The following is a 20,167-nucleotide window of genomic DNA, read 5'->3' as shown; positions in this document are numbered from 1 at the left end:
CTTGCAACCAGGTACCGACGTGGAAATTGTGAACGTGGTCGGGTCCGGGTCACTAGATGTTGAGCTGGATCTCGAGCGAGTCGCTATGGATCTCGGCTCGATAGCGGAGTACAATCCCGACAAGTATCCGGGGGTGTACCTTCGATTCGACGATGACGCCCCGCTTATCACCCTCTATCGGACTGGAAAGTACATCACAACGGGGGCGGATTCTACGGGAGAGGCGTATGCGACACGCGATCGATTCCTCGATCTCCTTGCAGAGATGCCGGTTATTGACACTCCCGATGACGAGTGGTTCCGTATCCAAAACCTCGTCTGCATAGGTGAGCTAGGCAGAAAATTGAACCTCAGCGCTCTCGCCATCGGACTCGGACTCGAACACACGGAATATGAACCCGAGCAATTTCCTGGCTTAATCTACCGCCCACCGGGTGCCTCGTGTGTCGTATTGTTATTTGCCACAAGCCGTGTTGTAATCACTGGCAGTCCCGACAGAGAAGTGTCAAAAGCGACGTTCAAAGCCCTTCGCGAGAAGATACAGCAGCTCCTCGCCACTGAGTAACATCGCCGGCGATCAATTGAGACATAAGTCGTTGATAATGTCTCGAGGGTTACTTATCGGAATCTCCTCCACAAATGATCTCTCGAATTTCTTCGAGCAGACCTTCGTGATGCTTCTCGAGGACTGCGACGTCTCGCTCGAGTTCATCGAACCGATCACGAACTCGTGAGATAGCCTGATATCGCTTATTCTCGTCGTCAACGTTGCCAGCGATTTGCTCGCGGTCTGTTTGGGTCATCAGCGCGCGCGTTCGTGCCATAGCAAATGCACATCACTTGCAGATGGTAATAGTTTGCGCATTAGCATACGTTTGCGGATGGACAAACTATATACTTCCAGCGGTAGTGCTCTAGGATAGGCACGGGAGTTCGGCTCCAGAAGTGGCCGACGGGCGTTGCAGCGCCCTCGACCGTGCTGGCGAAACCAGCAATGACCCGATACGATAGCGGAGATGAAAAGCGCACCGACCCGCGCCCAGTGTACATTCTACTGGGCGTCGATACCGAAGGCGGCTCGCACGTCTACCATACTCGTAGCGAGACTGTTTACACGATCGAGGGCACCGAGGTAGCCTACCGCGAAGACCTCGAGGACCGTTCGATCAACCTCTTCATGGACTACGTCGCCGACCGTCGTGGCTGGCAAGTTCGGTACCTGTTCCGGACGGCCGGCGACGCGATTACCTACAGCGTGAGCCCAGAGGAGGCGCTCTAACGATGTACTACCGCGATATGGAGCACGTCTGCCGCCGAGCCGAAACGCTCGAGCGCGAGGCCGCACGCGACCTGCGGCTACGTGCCGAAGCGCGCGCAGTCGCCGGTCGGGAGCCGGGCGACCACGATGAAGGTGAGGTCATCGATGCTGACGAGGGCGAGGATGGTGAGGAGTGATGGCCGTCGTTGGCACTGACCGTGACGAAGACGACGAACTCGACCGCCGAGCAATCACCGAGATAATGACCGTGATGGATAACGTCGGGACTGTTCGGAATGTGCCTGGACTTTACGAGGTGACGTCCGCGAGCGGAAAGACCTACCTCGTGGACACGATCTCTGGCGCGTGCGAGTGTCCAGACAGCGTCTACCGTCAGCACCAGTGCAAACACTACCGTCGAGTGGCTTTCGCGACAGGCACTCGCGAAATCCCCATGTGGATCGACCCTGATGATGCCGACGCCCAGCTCGGAGAGCACGTTTCCGGTAAACCGCGGTGGTCTGAATGAGACGAACACTCTCGATTGAGTGGACCGACCTAACCGGCACGCGACGCCGAGTACAGTTCATCCCCGATACAGGCGAGTGTGAGGGATGGCGCATCGAAAGCCAATGGACTGGCGCTTCATGGCGCGAAGTCGGTCGTGCCCCCATCTCGAACGTCGACATAGAAGCATCAGCGCCTGCAACGGATATCAATCGAGGCCCATAGAGCCTCCAGCAATTTTCGTCACGCTTGGTCATCCGGACCAATCGCAAAATTGTGAATTTGTGGTACAGTCTGTGACGTAACTATGCAAGCAATATACATTATTATATAGAAATCAAATTTGTGGTATGAACCTCATCGACAAATTACTCCGTCGAAGTGATGACAACGAGGAATTCACTGAGGAGGGTATAGAGATCGAGGTCGAAGACTGATATCCGAGTAAACCGCCTGCTTGGCTGCATCGGTCACCGCTACCAATACGGGTCACTTAGCCAGCGACTCTGGTTAATTCAGCTTACAGTATTTCCGATAGATGTTGGCGTGAGATTGCCTGAGCCGCCCCTTCTCGGTACTTCGATTCCTCTCGGAACTCTCGGAAACTCACCGGTAACTGTTATCCCAGATACTTGTGATGGACAGCATATGCTAACCAAGGGGGAGGTCATCACTGATAAAATGGTGTTTGACGAAGGGTGGGTTCCAGAGGACATCAAACATCGCCGATCGGAACTCAGCATGTTCTCGACAGCACTCAAATCCGGCCTTGAGGGATTTGACTGCATCATCACGGTGTATGGCCCGCCAGGGGTTGGGAAGACGCTCTCTATCAAACACGTCCTCGAGCAACTCGACACAGGAACTGACGATGCGGATGCGGTCTATGTGAACTGCTGGATCAACAACAAACCGTTCGATACACTCGAACGAATCCTTGATGGGCTCGATACCACCGTCGACATCCATCGCCAGTCAACTGCACAATCAACACTCTATCAGCGGATTACGGATGCAATCGATCGGCCATGCGTAATCGCGCTCGATGAGGTCGACCGGTTGAAGGACAAAGACTTACTGTACAAACTGCACGCGATTGACGGCGTCTCGATAGTGACGATTTCGAATCGTCCACAGGACCTCTTTTCACGACTCGACGACCGGATCACTTCTCGATTCCAGGGATCGACGAACATCCATTTTGGCGAATACTCGACAGGAGCACTCACCGAAATCCTTCGCGATCGCGTCAAGGCAGGTGTCCGAGACGACGCAATAACGCGAAAGCAAATCGAACAAATCGCTGCTGTATGCGACGATGCACGAACAGCAATTGACGCGCTTCATAAGACGGTTGAGCGTGCAGATCGCGATGGACGGTCAGTCACTGACGAAGACGTCCAGGTCGCAATCGAGACCGCGGGAACGACTCCGCGGTATTCAACTGAGGGACTTACTGAGCACGAACGCTCCCTTCTTGTACTGATTCACGCAGCTGACACCGAAATCTCGAGCAGCGACCTTCACGAGCAATACGAACATCGATGGGGCGATGATGCACTGACAAAACGTCAACGGCGGAACATCCTCGTCAAACTCCAGGAGTACAACTACCTCGAGAAGACCGGTAATACCCGCTGGACGAAATACCGGTCTCTCCTTCCAGAGGACGAAACGATTGTTTAGGCTCGGTGCTCATCGGTCATTGGTTTCGTCCCATCATTAACTGGGTACCCTACACTTGGCTACTATCTGTGGTGGCCCAGTTGTGAGTTATCCATAAACCAATTCTGTGGCTGTAGAAAACATCGGGTGTATAGCGAACGTCCATCAGCACATTAATTATATGCGAACGATAGGTCACGGGCATGTCAACCACTTCTGAACTATCGAACGTTTTGTATGAGATTTTAGAAGAATATCCATCACCTAGTAAAATTGGCCGTGGTCGTGAGTATGAGAATACCGATGCAGACGAGGAACTTCGTGATCTTGTAAAACAGACCTCAAAAGACGTAGTTAGTGATGCGATTGGGGATGAGGCAGACGACTACAACATTCGTCCAACTATCGGGAGCGGTGGTATGGCGGATATTCCGTATATCCCCATTGAACGGCGTGATGAGACCCAAACTACGAAAAAAGGGATCTATGTAGTCTATCTATTCGATGCAGCAACGTCTACGGTGTATCTTACACTAAACCAGGGGGCAACAGAGGCTCAACGAGCATCGGGTCGTTTTGGTAGCTCACCTCCGAATCGGTTAGAGATCCTTCGCCGCCATGCCGAGGATTATCGCCAATATGTCGATTGGCCACCGCATTTTACCGGAGCCGAATGCGAACTCACAGAGTCAATTAACGCTCCCGGAGAGGATGATGTGGAGGAAGTAAAACGGGCAGATAGTTACAATGCTGGGTGTATTCTCTATCGAGCCTATGGGCTTGATGACCTCCGAGATACGCAAATTGATGTTGTTTCTGATCTCAAAGATCTCCTAACGATTTACGAAACATTGCTGGATCGCCTGTATTCAATTCCAGACATTGATATCGGCGACCGGTCAGTCTGGGAACTCTCACCGGCAGGGGGTAGTCTGTGGACAGAATGGCGGGATGCCGGTATCGCGTCAATAGGACATTCTGACACGTCTGGCTTCGACGTAGATGACGACGTAGATGAGGCAGAGTTTGTACATAATTCTCCTGAAGGCCAACTTCTCCGGTTTCAGCATCAGTTATCTGAAGGTGATCTCATTGTAGCCGGTGCTCCACATGAGAAGATAGATGTCGCGTTCGGCATGGGCCACGTTACTAAAACTCACTATGAAACGATGGAGGAGATTGACGATCCGTCGAAGGTCGGCTCCGGTGAATGTGCTGAGACTGGCCATAAGCGCTTTGTTCGAGTAGAGTGGAGCGAGTTTGCTCCTGAAGGGGTTGCGGTGAACTGCTTAAAGGATGGTAAGAAAATCTTCCATAACTGGACGATTGGCCCCTTCAAAGCAGAGGTGGATCATTTCCTTGGGGCGGTTGCGAGACGAATGGTCGTCCTCGAACTCATTGACGACTCAGATGCCTTCATATCTGACATAGTGAATCAGTTTGGATACAGACGCCTTGATGATGGGCGGCCAGCAGGAGATCCGCCGATCAAGTTCAATGGCAACGGCCCAGAGCCAGATGATACTACCGAGACGTACGCTGAGTGGTGGCAGTCTCATGAGGATCTCGTTTTGGGTGCGCCTCCACTGGAGTCACCATCGAATCTCGTGTTTCCAGATGATCTTGAGGAAACACTCATCAACCGTATCGAAACGACGATCTCCAATGGAAAGCATCTCATCTTGACAGGACCACCTGGGACCGGCAAAACGAAATTGGCACGCCATGTTGCAGACCATTACGCCGGAACGGAGAATCACGAGCTGGTAACGGCTACCTCTGACTGGTCTACGTTTGATACAATTGGTGGCTATCGTCCACAACAGGATAGTCAGTTGAAGTTCCACCCCGGACTGTTTTTGAACCGCTTCCAAACTGAAGATTCTGCTGAACCGAGTTCAGAATGGCTGATAATTGATGAACTCAATCGAGCAGACATCGATAAAGCGTTTGGATCGCTGTTATCAGCGCTAACCGGTGAAACGGTTCAACTTCCTTTTGAGGGCCAGGAGTCACAGATAACGCTGGTCGGGGGCCCTACCCGGGATAGTGATCGTCCTATCCACGAAGACGTCTATTTCATTCCCGATGACTGGAGGTTGATAGGGACGATGAATACGTATGATAAGACATCGCTCTATCAACTCAGTTATGCCTTTATGCGCCGATTTGCGTTCATTCCAGTTCCAATTCCAGAAGAGATCACTCCCTCTCTGATTCAAGACTATACGGAGGGCTGGTTTGACGAGCGCATCAACGATGAGACTGCAACTCGTATTGCAGCGCTATGGGAAACGATCAATTCGGTTCGTCCGATTGGACCGGCGATTCTCCGAGACATTCTTGCGGATTATCAGCGTTCCACCATCGCGACGCTTACAGACCCAATCATCATGCATGTTATGCCACAACTGGAAGGGCTTCCAAAAGGTGAGCAACGGGAGTTCGTCGCGAAACTTCGTGAGTACAACAGTGATCACGACGCCCAAATTGATATCGAAGAGATCACCCGATTCGTCGAGGAGTACTTCGGAGTTGACGTTGATGGAGTGTAACCACTCACAGCACGTGATGAATCATGGCTAATCCAATTGACGATCGGACGCCCCTGGATCACCTCCTCGAGGAGATTGCACACCAATTTAGCGTCTATCTCAGCAAAGGCGTCGCTGCTGACTCTGTATTCCAAAACATTGATCCTGATCTCAACATCAACAATCTCGATGACCTCCTCGAGATCCATTTCATTCTTTCTGGTTCACTCCTACCGAGGGGAGTGGACTCCCGGCCGCCAGAAACCCCGATTGGGATACAAGACTTCCTCTCGCTGTTGCCCCAACGAATCCGACACCTCCGCACTACTACCGCGCGAGAAATTCGGATGTTCGATGGCGAAGTAAGGGGACGTATTGACTGGAACGAGACGATAAAACAGCGCTATTACAGCGGCTCGATCGATGATACACGATTTGCTTGCCAGCTAGCAGAAGAGACTGCCAGCATTCCCGAAAATCTCGTCCTCTGGGAGCTATTGAACTCGATCTCTAACTCATACAAGACAGCAACCTCAATCATCGAGAATCATAATGAAATCGACTGGTTCCAGAGTTGGGAGGATGATGGCCGTCTTGTATCATATCTCGACGATGCTCGTTCGAATGTACATCTCTCAGAGTTAGATGCTGACCGTCAAACTCTGGGGACGGTATCTGATCGAACTATCCGCAATGTCCTTGAATCTCGCGAGGAACTCTATCGCGAGGCTGCGATACTTCTGCAACGGTATCGGAATCTGATGGATCACGATATCGATCCAACTGAGGCAAAGCAATTGTTAGGACGGCAACTCCTCCATCCTGCAGAAAGTGATACCTGGGGCAAGGATGATACACCAGTCTTTTTCGAACTGTATTGGATCTATAAGCTCTTGGATACGTACGATGCCGCACAACGGAATCTGGTCACAAATGGGACTCATTGTATCGCCGCATGGGAGTTCCAAGGCGCACGGTACGAACTCTATCACGATTGGAATGGTGGGAATCGATTCGATTTCGGTGAGTCGTATGGAGATCGTGAACCAGATCTCTCCTTCTCAGGAGAAGACCGATATCTGGCACGGACAGCACGTTGGCTCACTCTCCGAGAAAGTGAACGAAAAGGTGTCTTTGGAAAATCTGCCTCACGAAAAAAAGAACGGCGACCGGATTTTGTTCTCCTTCGGTTTGATGACGATACTGTTACCGATATTGCAATTGGTGAGGTCAAGTACACTCGGAAAGCATCAACCGCAGCAAACGGTCTCGAGGAGTTGTATCGGTACCTCTTATTTGCTCGTGCCTCTAACGGCAACGAGTTCCCATATTTCGTCACCGAGGTAGACGAACTAGATGCCGCGTCCGTGCATGGATTCCTCTGTGTTGATAGAGTCGACCCTTCTCGTGATCCTGAAGGACCAGTCACTATCTTAGATATCGATCAAGAATTTCCACGGCCCTTTTAGCACTGGTGTTCGCCTGGAGATTTCCCCACACGCTTAGTCCGGGTAACTGGTACCGCCCGTTCTCTATGTCTTTTCGTCCAGTTCCTCTTCGAGATCTTCGATTAACTCGTCAACTCGCTCGCGAAGGAGATCGCTTCTCACCACTTTCTCATCTGACCCTGGTGGGAGCTTAGCGTTTCGTTGGTCGATTAGCCAATCAAGATACTCGATCCGCTTCCTATCTGCCCGAAACGTAACCCGAACCTCCTCTCCATCACTCATATCGTCTCGTAGGAAAGCACGTCCCATAGATTTTGTCATCCTGGCATCAGGGATGACAAATCCTAAGGTGTCTCCCCGAGTTCATGATTTCGATGGCGCCGATGACAGAAACGCGCCTGCTGACGCACAGTTCGCTGAAATGAGCAACAAGCCGGTAAGGCTAATGACGACATTCATCAGTCGAAATAGGTCACCGAAATACCCACCGCAGATACCAACTCTCGGAAATAGCGAACGGGGGCATATCACCACTGGGACACAGATGATCCGAAATCTCCGTACTCACGGAACTCTCGGAAATGACCCAGGTAGGCCTATTAGAAACACAGCCGTACCGAATAATCAGCTACTCGCGACACATGCCGAGGCGCGCTCAACCTTCCAAAGCATAGCACGCCTCGGCTGTTTCGCGGGTCACAGATGTACACAGTGTGGGACGGAAAACCGACCCCACACAGCCCATGACCATGAGTACAGATACCCACCACAATCGTAAACGCACCGACTCCAACCAACCCGCACTCGCACACGAGCTGACGCTCTTCCAAATCGACTTGCTCGTTGCAGTCCGCGATCTCGAAGCGACAACGCCACCAAGTGGCTCGGATCTCAAGGACGCTCTCGAAGACGCCCTTGGAAAAGAGATCAACCACGGGCGGCTCTATCCAAACCTCGATACTCTTGTCGAGTACGACCTCGTCGAGAAAGGAACACTCGACAGGCGAACGAACACGTACGAGCTCACTGCGAACGGACGCGGCGTTCTCAACCACCGAACGGTGTGGGTCTCACGGGGCGACCAATGAGTTCGGAGGAGTTTCGCGACGATGTTCGCTCAGCAATCCGTCGCCACGAACAGAACCTCGAGGCAGAGGATCTTCGAGAGATTGCCCAGGATCTCAAGCTAACGGCGGATAACTGGGAGCAGGTGGCGGTCTGATATGCCGTGTTCGTTTTGTGGGGTACCAGGCCACGGACTCAGTGTCTGCCCTGACCGTCTCGAGAAGTACTACGGTCGCCTGGAGGCCTATACTGACGAACCCACACCCAACGACGACACCGACGACCAACCCACCGAGAACGATATCCCGGTGACGCTACCTGGAGCTGCCAATGTACTCGAGGATGCAAGCCACCGACTTCGCTGGCGTCCGGATGCCGACCTCTGGATTGTCCTTGCCGGTCTTCGGGGAAAACTCCCCGATGAGTGGATGCTCAGCAATTCACAGAAGAACGCATTCGCGAGCGGGCAGGTAATCCGAGCTGACGGCGGCCATGAAGAACTCAGTCGTATAGAGACGATTCAGCGCTGTGACTGTGGCTGTCTCGTGATCGGTGACTGTGATTGTGAGGGACTCGACCAATGAGCCAGAGCAAACAACCTACTGCAGTAGACGCCTATAAACAACATCCAGACGAAATCGAAGAGCTTGCCGAACGAGACGACGAAATCGGAGCAGCCTGTCGGGCTGTCCTCCGTGTTGTAGGTGAACTCGATGAGTGACGCGTCAGTCGTTTCCGGCCAGCCGTTGGAACTCCTTGGCAAGGGCGGAAGCGAGTTCGGGGTCGTTCTCGGCAGCATCGACAACGTTCGCCGCGGCCGAGCGTTTACTGGTGTCTTGTTCGTCGACGAGGTAGTCTCGAGCCGAGGACTGCAACTGTTCGCTGGTCTCGGATGCCTGGTCGGTGATCGGTGTTGCACACCCCGGGCAGAACAATTCCCCGCCGCGCAGGGCTGCGTGACAGACGGGACAGGTCTCGAGTTTCTTCGAACGCTCCTCGCTGGGTTCGACGATGTCGTAGTGCTCGAGGATCTGGTCGTTCATCTCCTCATCCCGGACTCCGGAGTAGGTCTCGAACTGCTGGGAATCCTTCGCCCAGTCGACGCGGTGTTTGATGACCTGCTCGCTCATGTCTTCGCGAATCCAGCGCGAGATAGCAGTCTTTCGGAACAGGTGCGTGTGCACGCGGTCGGTATCGAGGTCGGCACGCTCGGCGATGAGTTTGATACGCCGGCTCAGGTATTGTTGGGTGAGTGCGCCGTCCTCATCGTCGCTCCACCGCTCGATCTTGTGCATGAGCGCTGCATTGGGATCGTCCGCACGCGGGTGCATGTCGAGCCAGTTGGCGACGTACCCTCGCGACCACGTCAGCGGCTTCGGCCCGGACGCGTCCTTGACGTTTGCGTCCTCGTTGATGTGGATGGTTGCTGTTCGCTCGCCGAACTCGAGATCGCCAATGCGAAGCGAGCCAATGGCACCGATACGCAATCCAGTGTCATCGAGCAAGGCGACCAGGGCCTTGTCTCGGGGATTGCCCGCAGCCTCGAGGAGCGATTTGATCTCCTCATCGCTCAGGAGATCGTTCGGATCCACAGAGCGCTTCGGCGAGGCACCAATCTTGATGTCCTCGGCCCAATCGACACCGCGCCAGCGGAAGAAGACGCGCAGGGCCTTGCGGTAGTTGCGCCGCGTTCCTTCCGAGAGGTCGTATTCGCGTTTGAGCCGCGAGAGGAACACGTCGACGTCCTCGAGCTCCATCTCAACCAATGGGACGTCCGCTCGTTCAGCGGAGAGTCGGAGCCGGTTGAGGTGGGAGACCATCGTACCCGTGTTGACGTCGTCTTGGGCGTCTTCATGGCGGATGAATCGCTCGATTGCTTGTCGGTCGTTCTCGTCGATATCGGCGTCAGCGAGCTTCGAGAGTTGGTTATCGAACTTGCGCCCGTACCCTTGAATGTCGTCGACGTTCGTCACGATATTCTACATGACGCAGTGTGGGACTATGAAGACTCTGTGAATAGTCCGCCCGGGACTACTCTGTTTCGATTCCGCATCGTGAACCGCTGTCACTGACTCGAGTCGACATCGCTCTTCAGGCGACGAGCCGAACGATCGGTGCGGTCAGTTGATCGTCGTGTGTTCTGACTCCTCGTTGAGCGCGAGGTTGGCCGCGATCTCCGCGTTTCGCATCGCGTACTGGGCGGTCTGTTGGAGGCTGACGAGCACCTCGCGGACCTCGAGGAGTTCGTCGTTCGCCATCTCCGGCAGGTCGGCGAGGATCTCGCGCTCGCGGTCGGCGATGTCGTGGAAGCGCTCTCTGACCTGGATCGTCTTGTCGTAGTCGCGCTCGACGGCGGATTCGACGGCGAGGGCGGTGATCTCGTCGACCTCCTCGGTCAGCTCCCTGATCTCGCGCATCACTGAACTGTCGACATCGAGGGTGTGGCCGTTGGTCTCCATCACGATGTCGGCGATGTCCTCGGCGTTGTCTGCGGTCAACTCGAGGTTCTTCGCGATCGATCGGTAGCCGATCAGCGGGAAGCCGTCGTCGAGGCCGACCGCCCGCGCCAGGTTCGGGTTCTGGTAGGCGGTGAAGATCAGCCGCAGCAGGAGAACGAAGATCTTGTTCGCCTGTCGCTCCCGGTTTAACGCGCGCTGGGCGAGGTCGGCGTTGCCGTGGGCGAGCGCCTTGATCGCCTCCCCGCGCATCGTCCGCCCGGTTCGCTCGAGGCGCTCTAAGAGGTTGTCGAGGGTGAAGTCCTCGGGGTCGACCGAACACCGGATCGAGATACTCTCGGGAGTCTCCTCGATGACGCCGAGCCCCATCAGCTGCGTTTCGGCGCGGTAGACGGCGTTGATGTGGTCCGATTCGAGAGCGCCCTCGGAGCACTCGATGCGGATGACGCGCCGACCGAGGACGTACTGTGCGACGATCGCGCGCTCGACGGACCGCGCGTCGAGGTTGTCCGCGTGGATGATCGCTTCCGTCTCCTCGGAGCTGGCCGACTCCGATAGCACCGTGAGCGTTCCCTTGCTACCGACCCGGAGTGAGACCTCGTCGCCCTTCTCGACGCCGTGTTTCGACGCCCACTCCGCGGGGAGCGTCATCGCCAGCGTCGAGGGGCCGAGCCGCTGTACTTTCCGCGTTTCCATGGCCCTCGCTACGGGGCAACCGACCTTAATCCTGACTATATGCTCAGTATACTCCCGGTTGGTGGTAATATACATGGGGGTGACGTCGACAGGTTCGCTTCGTGTGGCTACTGTCGATCGAGTACGGGACGCTGAAGGAGTGTCCTCCCTCTCGAGCGGTTGTACGGGCCGAAAACGGAAGCAGGGGAGTGTGTCGCGGGATGGTCGTGTGTCGATTCGTCGGTACGGGACGGCGCCAGGACACCGGGGAAAGACGGTCGGTCTGGGGGGACGTACGAAGGTTGGGGGACGTCTTCCGGTGTTCCGGGCCGGTTCCCGTTATCTATCACCAGCGGCGTCTCCCCAATCAGCGTACGTGTTCACCTGTGCAGCTATTAACAACGGGTCGGTACCCGGTCCGCTCGAGGCCGGCAACTGCGATCGTCACAGGACCTTGATCAGCCGCGTCGTGAAGCGGCCGGTCCTGACCTGCGTCCAGCCGCGAAGCTCCTCGTTGAGCTCCTCGTCGTCGGTGTCCACGCGGAGCGCGCCGACTCCGTCGAGTTTCTCCCCCGAGGCGACGATCTCGACCTCGGTCGCCCGCCCGATCACGGTCGGCGAGATCTGATGGTTTCCCCGACCGAAGACGAACCCCTGTCCGCCGATGGGCGAGACGACGATCGCCGTCGGTTCAGCGATCGCCTCGAGGATCTCCGCCTCGGAACCGTCGCGGAGGAGTAACTCGCCGTCCCGCCAGACGTCGACGCCGAGCGGCGAGCCGTCGATGCCGAGTTCGGCCTCGATCGCGCCCACCGTGCTCCCCGGGCCGAACACGTACGTCGTCTCGGGGTCGACGTCGCGGGCGAAGCCGGCGGCCAGCGTCTCGACGCCGCCGCTCGAGAGCTGCTTGCTCGACTGGAGTTCCTGAGCGACCGGGACGGGGACGACGGCTCTGAGCTCCGCGCGGACCTCGCCCGCCCGGTAGGCGTCCTCGTCGATGTCGTTGACCTCCCGGTGTTCGGTGCGATCGAAGTCAGCGGCGATCCGGCCGGCGTCGGCCGGGGTCACTCCGAACACCGACGAGTAGATCTTGACGCCGGCGGGAACGCCGAGCATCGGCGTCTCGCCCCCGTCGGCTTCGAGCACCGCGGCGACGTCGACGGCGGTGCCGTCTCCGCCGACGAACAACACGAGGTCGACTCCCCGCTCGAGAAACGCCCGGACCGCCGCGCGGGTGTCGGCGGCAGTCGTCTCCTCGCCATCGGGGTCGTACACGAGTTCGGGGTCGTATCCGGCCGCCCGGACGGCGGCTTCCCCCATCGGTTCGCTCGCCGTATACACCGTCACACCGTCGCCCGCGCGGCGGGCGAACGCCGAGAGCGCTTCCGCGGCGCGCTCGGGCGCTCGAGGCTCGGCGCCGCGGCGGCGCGCCTCCTCGAGTTTTCCGTCGGTTCCCTTCAGTCCGACCCGGCCGCCCATGCCGGCGATCGGGTTGACGACGACGCCGAGTGACTCCATGCCCCTCCGTTCGCGGGCCGAGTCAAAAGCCTGTGTGGCTTCGCGGCCGGGCCGGTTTCTGAAACGTTAAGAGGGGCGCGGACGCATCGGCGAGCATGAACGAACTCTCGTCCGTGCTCCTCGAGACCGAGCCCGCGCTGCCGATGGAGATCGCCGGCTGGGGCGTGTTGCTCGTCGGCCTCGTGATCACCGTCGTCTGGTTGCTGTACCTCTACCGGTAAGCGGCCCGTCACTCGGACTGAGTCACCCGCTCGCGGAGCCACGCCGCCGCCGACTGGACCGTCGTCTCGTCGCTCCCCTCGAGTGCGATTCGCACCGACTCGCCGGGATAGCTGCCGACGGAGACGTCGAACTCCTCGCGGACGGCCTCGAGCCGGTCGAGCAGCGCGCTCTCGGGTTCGTCGGCGACGACCACCTCGCGGTACGTCGCCGGTCCCGAGAACTCGTCGGCGACCGAGTCGAACATCGCCTGCATCTCCGCCGGGACGCCGGGGAGGACGTAGACGCCCTCGAGGACGGCCCCGGGTGCGACGCCGGCGTAGTTGTGAAGCGCCCGCGCACCACGCGGGAGGTCCGCGGTCCCCTCGGTCAGGTCCTCGCGGGCGTAGCCGCCCGTCTCGGTGAGCCACTCGAGGGCCTCGGCGTGGTGCTCGAGGGGGCGGCCGAGCGCGGCGGCGACGCCCTCCATGGTCAGGTCGTCGTGGGTCGGACCCAGGCCGCCGGTGACGACGACCGCGTCGTACTCGGCGCGGTACTCGTTGACCACGCGGGCGATGTCGCCGACCCGGTCGGGAACCGTCGTCACACGTTCGACCGAGACGCCCCGGTCTGTGAGTCGCGCACACAGCCACGCGGCGTTCGTGTTCGTCGTTCGTCCCGCGAGGAGTTCGTCACCGACTGTCACGATCGCGACGTTCATACCCCCCGTTCGTGACGGCGGCTCAAATGTATCTCGTCGTCGCCGAGCCGACACGACCCTATATAAATGGACACTCTTGATAACCACAAGATTCACTTCTGATAATCAGAATAGTCTGTACCGATGAGATATGGTGGTTGGAGCCAGGACGGTGAATCGACGACACTTCTCTCGGCACTCGGGAGCAAATACAGCGCGGAAATCCTCTGTGCGGCCGACACCCCGAAGTCGGCCCAGGCGTTGAGCGAGGACATCGAGATTCCGATCGCGACCTGTTACCGGCGCATCGAGGAACTGGTCGACGCCGGCCTGCTCGAGTGTGAGGGGCGGACGCTCTCCGAGGAGGGCCGCCGGACGAACATCTATCGTCGAACGCTCGACGAACTCGAGGTCGACTTCTGCGACGACGGCCCGCAGTTCTCCCGCAAACGCCGAACCGAGGCGAAAAATCGGCTCCAGGACCAGTTGCGGCGCTAACCGGCGCCAGCCGCGACCGTCGATCGGTCAGATTCAAGTATTCCTGTGGGAATACTCGGGTATGGCTCAACGAGTCGAACGTTCGGCGGCCACCTCCTCGAACGCGACGGAATCGGCCGGTGCGCGCCGGACACTCCACGTCGGCCGCGACCGCCCGATCAGGATCAGCGCGGGCCACCGTCTCCGACACCACGACGGGAAGTGCGCCCGTCCGCACGGCCACAACTACGAGATCACCGTGACCGTCGTCGGCGAGCTGACCGCAGACGGCTGGATCGCCGACAAGGGGGAGATTACCGCGGTGCTCTCCGAGTGGGATCACATGTTCCTGCTCGAGGCGGGCGACCCCCTGATCGACGCCTTCGAAGCGGCGGGCGACGGCGACGCGCTCGTCGTACTCGACGCGCCGCCGACGGCGGAGGTGATGAGTCTCGTCCTCGAGGGTCGCCTCGAGGACGCCCTCGGCGACAACGTCCACGACGTCGCCGTGGAGGTCGCAGAGACCGGCGAACTCTGCGGTAGTGGTGTGTTGTAATGCCCGTCACGGACGCTGACTCGCGCGAGCGGCCGGCCGACGCCCTCCCGATCAACGAACTGTTCTCCTCCTTGCAGGGCGAGGGGGTGCTGGCCGGCGTCCCCTCCGTCTTCGTCCGAACCAGCGGCTGTAACCTCCGCTGCTGGTTCTGTGACTCCGCGCACACCTCCTGGGAGCCGACTCACGCCTGGATGGGGCTCGAGGAGATCCTCGCCGAGGTCGACGCTCACGACCCGGACCACGTCGTGCTCACCGGCGGCGAGCCCCTGCTGTCCGACCGCTGCGTCGACCTCCTCGAGCGCCTTTCCACTCGCGGCTACCACACCACCGTCGAGACCAACGGGACGATCTACCGGGACGCACCGATCGACCTCGCCTCGATCAGCCCGAAACTCGCCTCGAGCACGCCGACGGCCGAGCGCACCCCCGCTGGCGTCGACCCCGGCGGGTGGACCGGACGCCACGAGCGCGACCGGATCGACCTCGAGGCGCTCGTCGCGCTCGTCGACGCCTACGACTTCCAGCTCAAGTTCGTCGTCACGGACGGGACGGACCTCCCCGAGATCCTCGAGTTGCTCTCGGACCTGCGGGCGGAGGCGTCGGCGTCGATCCCCGACGACCGCGTCCTCCTGATGCCGGAGGGCGCGACCAGGGACCGACTCGCCGAAACGCGGGAGACGGTCGCCGCACTGGCGATGGAGTACGGCTTCCGGTACACGCCGCGGCTGCACGTCGACCTGTGGAACGACGCGCCAGAAACCTGACCGTGACCCCTCGTACACCATGACTGACGATACCGAATTAACCGAACCGACCGCCGAAGCGAGCGAACCGACCGCCGATTCGACGCAGAAACGCGCAGTCGTCCTCCTCTCGGGCGGCATGGACAGCGCCACCGCCGCCTACGAGGCCCGCGAGCGCGGCTACGAACTGTTCGCGTTACACACTTCCTACGGCCAGCGAACCGAGCGCCGGGAACTCGAGTGCGCTCGCCGGCTCGCCGCCGGACTCGAGGTGGTCGACTTCCTGACCCTCGAGACCGATCACCTCTCGGCGATCGGCGCCTCGAGTCTCACCGACGAGGATCTCGCGATCGCCGACGCCGACACGGAGAGCGAGGAGATCCCGAACACCTACGTCCCGTTTCGCAACGCCAACCTGCTCGCGATGGCGGTCTCCTACGCCGAAGCCGAGAGTTGTGAGGCAGTGTTCATCGGTGCACACAGCGAGGATTTTGCGGGGTATCCCGACTGTCGCCCCGCCTTCTTCGAGGCCTTCGAGCGTGTCGTCGACGCGGGGACGAAACCGGAGACCGAGATCGCCGTCGAGGCGCCGTTCGTCGACTGGTCGAAAACGGAGATCGCCCGCCGAGGGGTCGAACTCGAGGTCCCGTTCGAACACACCTGGTCGTGCTATCGCGCGGCGGAGCCCGCCTGCGGAACGTGCGATTCGTGCGCGTACCGGCTCGAGGCGTTCCGGAACGTCGGGGTCCGGGACCCGATCGAGTACGCCGAGCGGCCGCCGGCGTCGACGGCGGACCGGTAGCGGGCCGCGGTCGCGACGGAAAGGCTCAACTGTCACTGCAGCTAACTGAACGGCGATGAGTCCCTCCGTCATCGAGTGGTTCCGCGACGACGGCGAGTGGACGACGCCGACGGGCCGGCGCTGGGAGGTCGTCGCACTCCTCGCCGCCCTGGCGCTGGTGCTCTGGATCGCCCACGGCAACACCGGCATCCCTCACCCCCGCGAGAGCTGGCTCGCCGTTTCTCTCGGTACGCTCGCCGGCTACCTGTCCGTCGCCCACTACCACGACCGAATCGCTGGCTTAGCTCCGGGCCGGGTCGGCGCGCTCACGACGCTGCTGTTCGGCGGCGGCGCGTTGTTCTCGTTGCCCGAGTCCGTCAGCCTCGCGATACCGACGGTGCTGTTTCTCGTCGCGGCCGTCCTCGCGGCGCTGGCCGTCTACAGCTGCCGGCTCGTCTCACCCCTTCACGACGGAATGCGCCCGCTCCCGCGAGGCGCCGATCCGCCGCGGGCGGGCGACTGAGACGGCGGCGGTTCCGCACCCGCATCTGCCAGTCGCACCGCTAGCCGCCCGCCCGCCGCTCTCGCTCCACGGTCGTCACGTAGATCCCGGCGAGGACGACCAGTCCCCCGATAACGGTGATCGCGTCGGGAACCTCCGCGAGCAACACGAGCGCGAGGATCGTCGCCCCGACCGGCTCACCGAGCCAGGCGACGCTGACGACCACCGACTCGAGGTACTTCAACACCCAGTTCACGATGGTGTGGCCGAGGACGCCGGGGCCGACGGCCATCGCGAGAAAGAGCAACCACTCGCGGGGCGGATACTCGAGGTAGCCGTGGCCCTGGGCGCCGACGAGCGCGAACAGGGTGATCGTACAGGCGGTGTACACCACGGTGACGTACGGAAACAGCGAGACGCGCTGGCGGATCGCCCGCCCCGCGAGGACGTAGCCGGCGACGGTGATCGCCCCGAGGACGGCGAGGGAGTTGCCGTACAGGGTGGCGTCGGAGATCGGCGCTTCCCCGGCGTCGCCGAAGGACATCGCCGCCGCGCCGACGATGGCGACGAGAATGCCGATCACGGTCATCCGGTGGACGCGCTCTTTGAGGAGCACGGCGGCGCCGACCGCGACGAAGATCGGCTGGGTCTGGACCAGCGTCACGCTCGCGGCGACGCTCGTGTGGTTCAGGCTCTCGAACCAGGCCGCGAAGTGGACCGCGAGCGCGACGCCCGCGACGATCGCGAAGCCGAGGTCGCGCCGGGAGAGCCGGGAGAACTCCTCACGGTGGCGAATCAGGGCGATGGGGGCGACGAGCACCGTCGTGAACAGCACGCGGTAGAACGCCGCGACGGAGCTCGGCGCGTGGCTCCAGCGGACCAGGATCGCGCTGGTACTCGCGGCGAAGATCGCGAACGCCAGCGCGGCCGCCGGCGTCACCTCGAGGTCCGCTTTCGAATACACGTCGCGCATATGTCGCGTGGTACCCTAAAGCAGTAGCGAAAGCGGGGGCTGTCGGGACGTTTTTGCCGACGCCCGCCAGCCGTGGTACATGGACGAGGAGGCAGTCGGCGTCGCGCTCGTGCTCGTCTCGGCGGCGAGTTTCGGGACCCTCGGAATCTTCGGCGTGCTCGCCGCCGCCGAGGGGCTCTCGATTCCGACGGTTCTCACCCTCCGGTTCGCCATCGCGGCGGTCGTGCTGTGGGGGCTGCTCTGGCTCCGCGGTCGCCTCCGGTTTCTCGGGGGTCGGGACCTCCTCACCGCCCTCGGTCTCGGCGCCCTCGGCTACGCCACGATGAGCGGGCTCTACTTCCTGGGCCTCGAGTACCTCACGGCCGGACTCGTCGCGATCGTCCTCTACACGTACCCGGCGTTCGTGGTCTGTTTCGTCGCCGTGACGGCTCCCGACCGGGTGACGCGGGGACTCCTCCTCGCGCTGGCGCTGTCGATCGGCGGGGTCGCGCTCATCACCGGCGCGGACCCCACCGGCGCCGATCCCCGCGGGGTCGCCATCGTTCTAGGCTCTGCGCTCGCTTACGCCACGTACATCGTCGTGAGCCAGCGGGCGCTCGCGACGGTCGACTCCGTTACGCTGAGCGCGTTCGTGTTACCGGCGGCGGCGGCGAGTTTCGTCGTCCTCGGACTCGCGACGGACTCGCTCGCGGCGCCGACCAGCGCCGCCGGGTGGGGGATCGCCCTTGGCCTCGGCGTGATCGCGACGGCGATCCCCGTGCTGGCGTTCTTCGCCGGCCTCTCGAGGGTCGGCGCCGGCCGGGCGAGCATCCTCAGCACGGTCGAACCGGCCGTCACGGTCGCACTCGGGGCGCTCGTCCTCGCGGAGCCGGTGACGGCGGTCACGCTCGCCGGCGGCGCGCTCGTCGTCGCCGGCGTCGTCCTCATCCACCGGGGCGGGGCCTGAGGGTTACTCCGCGTCCGCGGGCGTGTCGAAGTCGTGGAACTTCTCGCCTTCCTCCTTGCTCAGGACGTCGAGGGCCGCCGCCGCGCCGTCGCCGGCGGAGATGATCGCCTGCCACTTCTCGGCGCGAGCGGTCGCGCCCACCGCGTAGGCGTCGTCGACGCTGGTCTCCATGTCGATGCTCACCTCGATCGGCCCCTCCGCGGTCGTCTCACACCCCAGTTCCTCGGCGAGCCCGCGGTTCGTCCCGGTCGCGAAGATCACGTAGTCGGCTTCGTACGCGTCCGACACCCCGTCGTCGCCCTCCGTGGCGACGCTGAAGCCGTCGTCGGTTTCCTCGACCGCGGTTACCTGTTCGCCCTGGACGCGCTCGACGCCGAACTCGTCGACCTGCTCGCGGGCGTCGTCCACGAACTGCGAGCCGTCGCGGCTCTCGATTCCGAGGTAGTTGAACAGATGTGCCTTGTGCATCCACGTCTTGCCGGTGTCGAAGAGGGTCGTCTCGAGGCCGTTCTTCGCGGTGAACAGGCCGGCGCTCAGCCCCGCGGGGCCGCCGCCGACGATGATGACGTGTGCCATACCGGGGCGGACAACGAGCCGTCGGATAAACGTATGGCCGACGCCTCACCGGCGGTCGGACTCCTCGAGTAACTCCTTCGTCGTCTGGTGGCGCCCGCGAAACATCGGCTCGAAGCCGACCCGGGAGAGCGAGTCGAGCGGCCCGAGGTCGCCGAGGGGGAGTTCGTACTCGATCCGATCCCTGAGCAGCGTCTCGTCGCCGTCCGCGTAGAAGGCGTGGGTGTGCACCCACCGGTCGAACGGGCCGCGGATCATCTCGTCGCGGAAGTACGCGACGCCGTCTTCGCGCTCGCGTTCGACGATAAGCGACGTCCAGTGCTGGCGCGGCCCGAGACCGAGCGGCTGGAGCGACAGGTCGATCTCCGAACCGGCCTCGAGCACGTCCGGCTCGGCCTCGCCGTCGGGGCCGACGACCCGTTCGATGTGCAACCCGAGCCAGGCCGGCGTCAGCGCCTCGAGGCCGGCGACGGTCGAGTGAAACTCCCAGACGTCCTCGAGCGGCGCGCGGATCGTCGTCTCGCGTTCGTACGTCGGCATACTACCGTGTACGGCGGAGGTCGTGAAAACGTCGCGGCCTGCCGGACAACGA

General features: G+C 60.5%; 26 protein-coding genes. 17 read left to right on the top strand and 9 right to left on the bottom strand.

Annotation, left to right across the window (positions count from 1 at the left end; all coding sequences use genetic code 11):
• Nucleotide 1 precedes the first annotated feature (1 nt).
• Nucleotides 2–565, top strand: coding sequence for a TATA-box-binding protein (locus NMQ11_RS03755; RefSeq protein WP_255170062.1), 564 nt, complete (start codon nt 2–4; stop codon nt 563–565).
• Nucleotides 566–614: 49 nt separating this feature from the next.
• Here NMQ11_RS03755 and NMQ11_RS03750 read toward each other — a convergent pair whose 3' ends face one another.
• The gene (locus NMQ11_RS03750; RefSeq protein WP_255170061.1) at nt 615–824 is read right to left on the bottom strand and encodes a hypothetical protein; all 210 of its coding nucleotides are present in this window, start codon (nt 822–824) and stop codon (nt 615–617) included.
• Nucleotides 825–994: 170 nt separating this feature from the next.
• On the opposite strand from NMQ11_RS03750, the gene NMQ11_RS03745 reads away from it, so the two are divergent.
• The 6 genes from NMQ11_RS03745 (at nt 995) to NMQ11_RS03720 (ending at nt 7,433) form a co-directional block, all read left to right on the top strand.
• Nucleotides 995–1,279 (top strand): hypothetical protein, encoded by a 285-nt coding sequence (locus NMQ11_RS03745; RefSeq protein WP_255170060.1) that lies wholly within the window; start codon nt 995–997, stop codon nt 1,277–1,279.
• Between the two features lie 2 nt (nt 1,280–1,281).
• Nucleotides 1,282–1,455: a hypothetical protein gene (locus NMQ11_RS03740; RefSeq protein WP_255170059.1), complete on the top strand. Its 174-nt coding sequence runs from the start codon at nt 1,282–1,284 to the stop codon at nt 1,453–1,455.
• Nucleotides 1,455–1,787, top strand: a complete 333-nt coding sequence (locus NMQ11_RS03735) for a hypothetical protein (protein ID WP_255170058.1) — start codon at nt 1,455–1,457, stop codon at nt 1,785–1,787. Before NMQ11_RS03740 ends, NMQ11_RS03735 begins: the two co-directional genes overlap by 1 nt.
• 626 nt (nt 1,788–2,413) lie before the next feature.
• On the top strand, nt 2,414–3,451 hold the full coding sequence (locus tag NMQ11_RS03730) for a Cdc6/Cdc18 family protein (RefSeq protein WP_255170057.1): 1,038 nt from the start codon (nt 2,414–2,416) through the stop codon (nt 3,449–3,451).
• Between the two features lie 182 nt (nt 3,452–3,633).
• A complete protein-coding gene (locus tag NMQ11_RS03725) occupies nt 3,634–5,985 on the top strand; it encodes an MrcB family domain-containing protein (protein WP_255170056.1) in 2,352 nt (783 codons plus the stop codon).
• 23 nt (nt 5,986–6,008) lie between these two features.
• Complete coding sequence (locus NMQ11_RS03720) at nt 6,009–7,433, top strand: hypothetical protein (RefSeq protein ID WP_255170055.1); 1,425 nt, start codon at nt 6,009–6,011, stop codon at nt 7,431–7,433.
• A 63-nt stretch (nt 7,434–7,496) separates the two neighbouring features.
• Here the strand turns inward: NMQ11_RS03720 and NMQ11_RS03715 are convergent, their stop codons facing one another.
• On the bottom strand, nt 7,497–7,694 hold the full coding sequence (locus NMQ11_RS03715; protein WP_255170053.1) for a hypothetical protein: 198 nt from the start codon (nt 7,692–7,694) through the stop codon (nt 7,497–7,499).
• 467 nt (nt 7,695–8,161) lie between these two features.
• On the opposite strand from NMQ11_RS03715, the gene NMQ11_RS03710 reads away from it, so the two are divergent.
• The 3 genes from NMQ11_RS03710 to NMQ11_RS03700 all read left to right on the top strand — a co-directional run bounded on the left by NMQ11_RS03710 (nt 8,162) and on the right by NMQ11_RS03700 (nt 9,198).
• Entirely contained in the window at nt 8,162–8,500 is a 339-nt protein-coding gene (locus tag NMQ11_RS03710; RefSeq protein WP_255170052.1) for a PadR family transcriptional regulator, read from the top strand.
• Nucleotides 8,497–8,634: a hypothetical protein gene (locus tag NMQ11_RS03705; protein ID WP_255170051.1), complete on the top strand. Its 138-nt coding sequence runs from the start codon at nt 8,497–8,499 to the stop codon at nt 8,632–8,634. The genes NMQ11_RS03710 and NMQ11_RS03705 overlap by 4 nt, the downstream gene beginning before the upstream one ends.
• Nucleotides 8,635–9,057: 423 nt before the next feature.
• Complete coding sequence (locus tag NMQ11_RS03700; protein WP_255170050.1) at nt 9,058–9,198, top strand: hypothetical protein; 141 nt, start codon at nt 9,058–9,060, stop codon at nt 9,196–9,198.
• Nucleotides 9,199–9,202: 4 nt separating this feature from the next.
• Here NMQ11_RS03700 and NMQ11_RS03695 read toward each other — a convergent pair whose 3' ends face one another.
• The 3 genes from NMQ11_RS03695 to NMQ11_RS03685 form a co-directional block, all read right to left on the bottom strand.
• On the bottom strand, nt 9,203–10,450 hold the full coding sequence (locus NMQ11_RS03695) for a tyrosine-type recombinase/integrase (RefSeq protein WP_255170049.1): 1,248 nt from the start codon (nt 10,448–10,450) through the stop codon (nt 9,203–9,205).
• 147 nt (nt 10,451–10,597) lie between these two features.
• A complete protein-coding gene (locus NMQ11_RS03690; protein ID WP_255170048.1) occupies nt 10,598–11,629 on the bottom strand; it encodes a phosphate signaling complex PhoU family protein in 1,032 nt (343 codons plus the stop codon).
• Between the two features lie 423 nt (nt 11,630–12,052).
• Nucleotides 12,053–13,126 carry an ATP-NAD kinase family protein gene (locus NMQ11_RS03685; protein WP_255170047.1) on the bottom strand — a complete coding sequence of 358 codons (1,074 nt, stop codon included), beginning with the start codon at nt 13,124–13,126 and terminating at the stop codon, nt 12,053–12,055.
• A gap of 95 nt (nt 13,127–13,221) precedes the next feature.
• Here NMQ11_RS03685 and NMQ11_RS03680 point away from each other — a divergent pair, with 95 nt between their 5' ends.
• A complete protein-coding gene (locus tag NMQ11_RS03680) occupies nt 13,222–13,347 on the top strand; it encodes a hypothetical protein (protein ID WP_255170046.1) in 126 nt (41 codons plus the stop codon).
• An 8-nt stretch (nt 13,348–13,355) separates the two neighbouring features.
• On the opposite strand, the gene NMQ11_RS03675 is transcribed toward NMQ11_RS03680, so the two are convergent.
• Complete coding sequence (locus tag NMQ11_RS03675) at nt 13,356–14,045, bottom strand: competence/damage-inducible protein A (RefSeq protein WP_255170045.1); 690 nt, start codon at nt 14,043–14,045, stop codon at nt 13,356–13,358.
• A 123-nt stretch (nt 14,046–14,168) separates the two neighbouring features.
• Between NMQ11_RS03675 and NMQ11_RS03670 the strand changes: the two genes are divergently transcribed.
• The 5 genes from NMQ11_RS03670 to NMQ11_RS03650 all read left to right on the top strand — a co-directional run bounded on the left by NMQ11_RS03670 (nt 14,169) and on the right by NMQ11_RS03650 (nt 17,104).
• Nucleotides 14,169–14,522 carry a winged helix-turn-helix domain-containing protein gene (locus NMQ11_RS03670; RefSeq protein WP_255170044.1) on the top strand — a complete coding sequence of 118 codons (354 nt, stop codon included), beginning with the start codon at nt 14,169–14,171 and terminating at the stop codon, nt 14,520–14,522.
• Between the two features lie 61 nt (nt 14,523–14,583).
• Nucleotides 14,584–15,057, top strand: coding sequence for a 6-pyruvoyl trahydropterin synthase family protein (locus NMQ11_RS03665; protein ID WP_255170043.1), 474 nt, complete (start codon nt 14,584–14,586; stop codon nt 15,055–15,057).
• Nucleotides 15,057–15,821: a 7-carboxy-7-deazaguanine synthase QueE gene (locus tag NMQ11_RS03660; protein ID WP_255170042.1), complete on the top strand. Its 765-nt coding sequence runs from the start codon at nt 15,057–15,059 to the stop codon at nt 15,819–15,821. Before NMQ11_RS03665 ends, NMQ11_RS03660 begins: the two co-directional genes overlap by 1 nt.
• A gap of 19 nt (nt 15,822–15,840) precedes the next feature.
• Nucleotides 15,841–16,602: a 7-cyano-7-deazaguanine synthase QueC gene (gene queC / locus NMQ11_RS03655; RefSeq protein WP_255170041.1), complete on the top strand. Its 762-nt coding sequence runs from the start codon at nt 15,841–15,843 to the stop codon at nt 16,600–16,602.
• A gap of 55 nt (nt 16,603–16,657) precedes the next feature.
• Nucleotides 16,658–17,104 (top strand): hypothetical protein, encoded by a 447-nt coding sequence (locus tag NMQ11_RS03650; RefSeq protein ID WP_255170040.1) that lies wholly within the window; start codon nt 16,658–16,660, stop codon nt 17,102–17,104.
• Between the two features lie 40 nt (nt 17,105–17,144).
• On the opposite strand, the gene NMQ11_RS03645 is transcribed toward NMQ11_RS03650, so the two are convergent.
• A complete protein-coding gene (locus NMQ11_RS03645) occupies nt 17,145–18,056 on the bottom strand; it encodes a DMT family transporter (RefSeq protein WP_255170039.1) in 912 nt (303 codons plus the stop codon).
• Between the two features lie 79 nt (nt 18,057–18,135).
• On the opposite strand from NMQ11_RS03645, the gene NMQ11_RS03640 reads away from it, so the two are divergent.
• Nucleotides 18,136–19,002, top strand: coding sequence for a DMT family transporter (locus NMQ11_RS03640; protein ID WP_255170038.1), 867 nt, complete (start codon nt 18,136–18,138; stop codon nt 19,000–19,002).
• A 3-nt stretch (nt 19,003–19,005) separates the two neighbouring features.
• Here the strand turns inward: NMQ11_RS03640 and NMQ11_RS03635 are convergent, their stop codons facing one another.
• Both NMQ11_RS03635 and NMQ11_RS03630 read right to left on the bottom strand, forming a co-directional pair.
• On the bottom strand, nt 19,006–19,578 hold the full coding sequence (locus NMQ11_RS03635; RefSeq protein WP_255170037.1) for an FAD-dependent oxidoreductase: 573 nt from the start codon (nt 19,576–19,578) through the stop codon (nt 19,006–19,008).
• A 45-nt stretch (nt 19,579–19,623) separates the two neighbouring features.
• Nucleotides 19,624–20,115 carry an SRPBCC family protein gene (locus tag NMQ11_RS03630; RefSeq protein ID WP_255170036.1) on the bottom strand — a complete coding sequence of 164 codons (492 nt, stop codon included), beginning with the start codon at nt 20,113–20,115 and terminating at the stop codon, nt 19,624–19,626.
• Between the last annotated feature and the right edge of the window lie 52 nt (nt 20,116–20,167).

Origin of the sequence: Natrononativus amylolyticus (assembly GCF_024362525.1) — an archaeon.
GTDB classification, from domain to species: domain Archaea; phylum Halobacteriota; class Halobacteria; order Halobacteriales; family Natrialbaceae; genus Natrononativus; species Natrononativus amylolyticus.
The sequence above is the reverse complement of the archived record's forward strand: the minus strand, read 5'-3'. Positions and strand labels throughout refer to the sequence as shown.

Excerpts from the sequence above, each read along its gene's own strand:
- NMQ11_RS03750 (WP_255170061.1), bottom strand. The coding sequence starts at position 824 with ATGGCACGAACGCGCGCGCTGATGACCCAAACAGACCGCGAGCAAATC.
- NMQ11_RS03745 (WP_255170060.1), top strand. The coding sequence starts at position 995 with ATGACCCGATACGATAGCGGAGATGAAAAGCGCACCGACCCGCGCCCA.
- NMQ11_RS03740 (WP_255170059.1), top strand. The coding sequence starts at position 1,282 with ATGTACTACCGCGATATGGAGCACGTCTGCCGCCGAGCCGAAACGCTC.
- NMQ11_RS03735 (WP_255170058.1), top strand. The coding sequence starts at position 1,455 with ATGGCCGTCGTTGGCACTGACCGTGACGAAGACGACGAACTCGACCGC.
- NMQ11_RS03730 (WP_255170057.1), top strand. The coding sequence starts at position 2,414 with ATGCTAACCAAGGGGGAGGTCATCACTGATAAAATGGTGTTTGACGAA.
- NMQ11_RS03725 (WP_255170056.1), top strand. The coding sequence starts at position 3,634 with ATGTCAACCACTTCTGAACTATCGAACGTTTTGTATGAGATTTTAGAA.
- NMQ11_RS03720 (WP_255170055.1), top strand. The coding sequence starts at position 6,009 with ATGGCTAATCCAATTGACGATCGGACGCCCCTGGATCACCTCCTCGAG.
- NMQ11_RS03715 (WP_255170053.1), bottom strand. The coding sequence starts at position 7,694 with ATGAGTGATGGAGAGGAGGTTCGGGTTACGTTTCGGGCAGATAGGAAG.
- NMQ11_RS03710 (WP_255170052.1), top strand. The coding sequence starts at position 8,162 with ATGAGTACAGATACCCACCACAATCGTAAACGCACCGACTCCAACCAA.
- NMQ11_RS03705 (WP_255170051.1), top strand. The coding sequence starts at position 8,497 with ATGAGTTCGGAGGAGTTTCGCGACGATGTTCGCTCAGCAATCCGTCGC.
- NMQ11_RS03700 (WP_255170050.1), top strand. The coding sequence starts at position 9,058 with ATGAGCCAGAGCAAACAACCTACTGCAGTAGACGCCTATAAACAACAT.
- NMQ11_RS03690 (WP_255170048.1), bottom strand. The coding sequence starts at position 11,629 with ATGGAAACGCGGAAAGTACAGCGGCTCGGCCCCTCGACGCTGGCGATG.
- NMQ11_RS03685 (WP_255170047.1), bottom strand. The coding sequence starts at position 13,126 with ATGGAGTCACTCGGCGTCGTCGTCAACCCGATCGCCGGCATGGGCGGC.
- NMQ11_RS03680 (WP_255170046.1), top strand. The coding sequence starts at position 13,222 with ATGAACGAACTCTCGTCCGTGCTCCTCGAGACCGAGCCCGCGCTGCCG.
- NMQ11_RS03675 (WP_255170045.1), bottom strand. The coding sequence starts at position 14,045 with ATGAACGTCGCGATCGTGACAGTCGGTGACGAACTCCTCGCGGGACGA.
- NMQ11_RS03670 (WP_255170044.1), top strand. The coding sequence starts at position 14,169 with ATGAGATATGGTGGTTGGAGCCAGGACGGTGAATCGACGACACTTCTC.
- NMQ11_RS03665 (WP_255170043.1), top strand. The coding sequence starts at position 14,584 with ATGGCTCAACGAGTCGAACGTTCGGCGGCCACCTCCTCGAACGCGACG.
- NMQ11_RS03660 (WP_255170042.1), top strand. The coding sequence starts at position 15,057 with ATGCCCGTCACGGACGCTGACTCGCGCGAGCGGCCGGCCGACGCCCTC.
- queC (WP_255170041.1), top strand. The coding sequence starts at position 15,841 with ATGACTGACGATACCGAATTAACCGAACCGACCGCCGAAGCGAGCGAA.
- NMQ11_RS03650 (WP_255170040.1), top strand. The coding sequence starts at position 16,658 with ATGAGTCCCTCCGTCATCGAGTGGTTCCGCGACGACGGCGAGTGGACG.
- NMQ11_RS03645 (WP_255170039.1), bottom strand. The coding sequence starts at position 18,056 with ATGCGCGACGTGTATTCGAAAGCGGACCTCGAGGTGACGCCGGCGGCC.
- NMQ11_RS03640 (WP_255170038.1), top strand. The coding sequence starts at position 18,136 with ATGGACGAGGAGGCAGTCGGCGTCGCGCTCGTGCTCGTCTCGGCGGCG.
- NMQ11_RS03635 (WP_255170037.1), bottom strand. The coding sequence starts at position 19,578 with ATGGCACACGTCATCATCGTCGGCGGCGGCCCCGCGGGGCTGAGCGCC.
- NMQ11_RS03630 (WP_255170036.1), bottom strand. The coding sequence starts at position 20,115 with ATGCCGACGTACGAACGCGAGACGACGATCCGCGCGCCGCTCGAGGAC.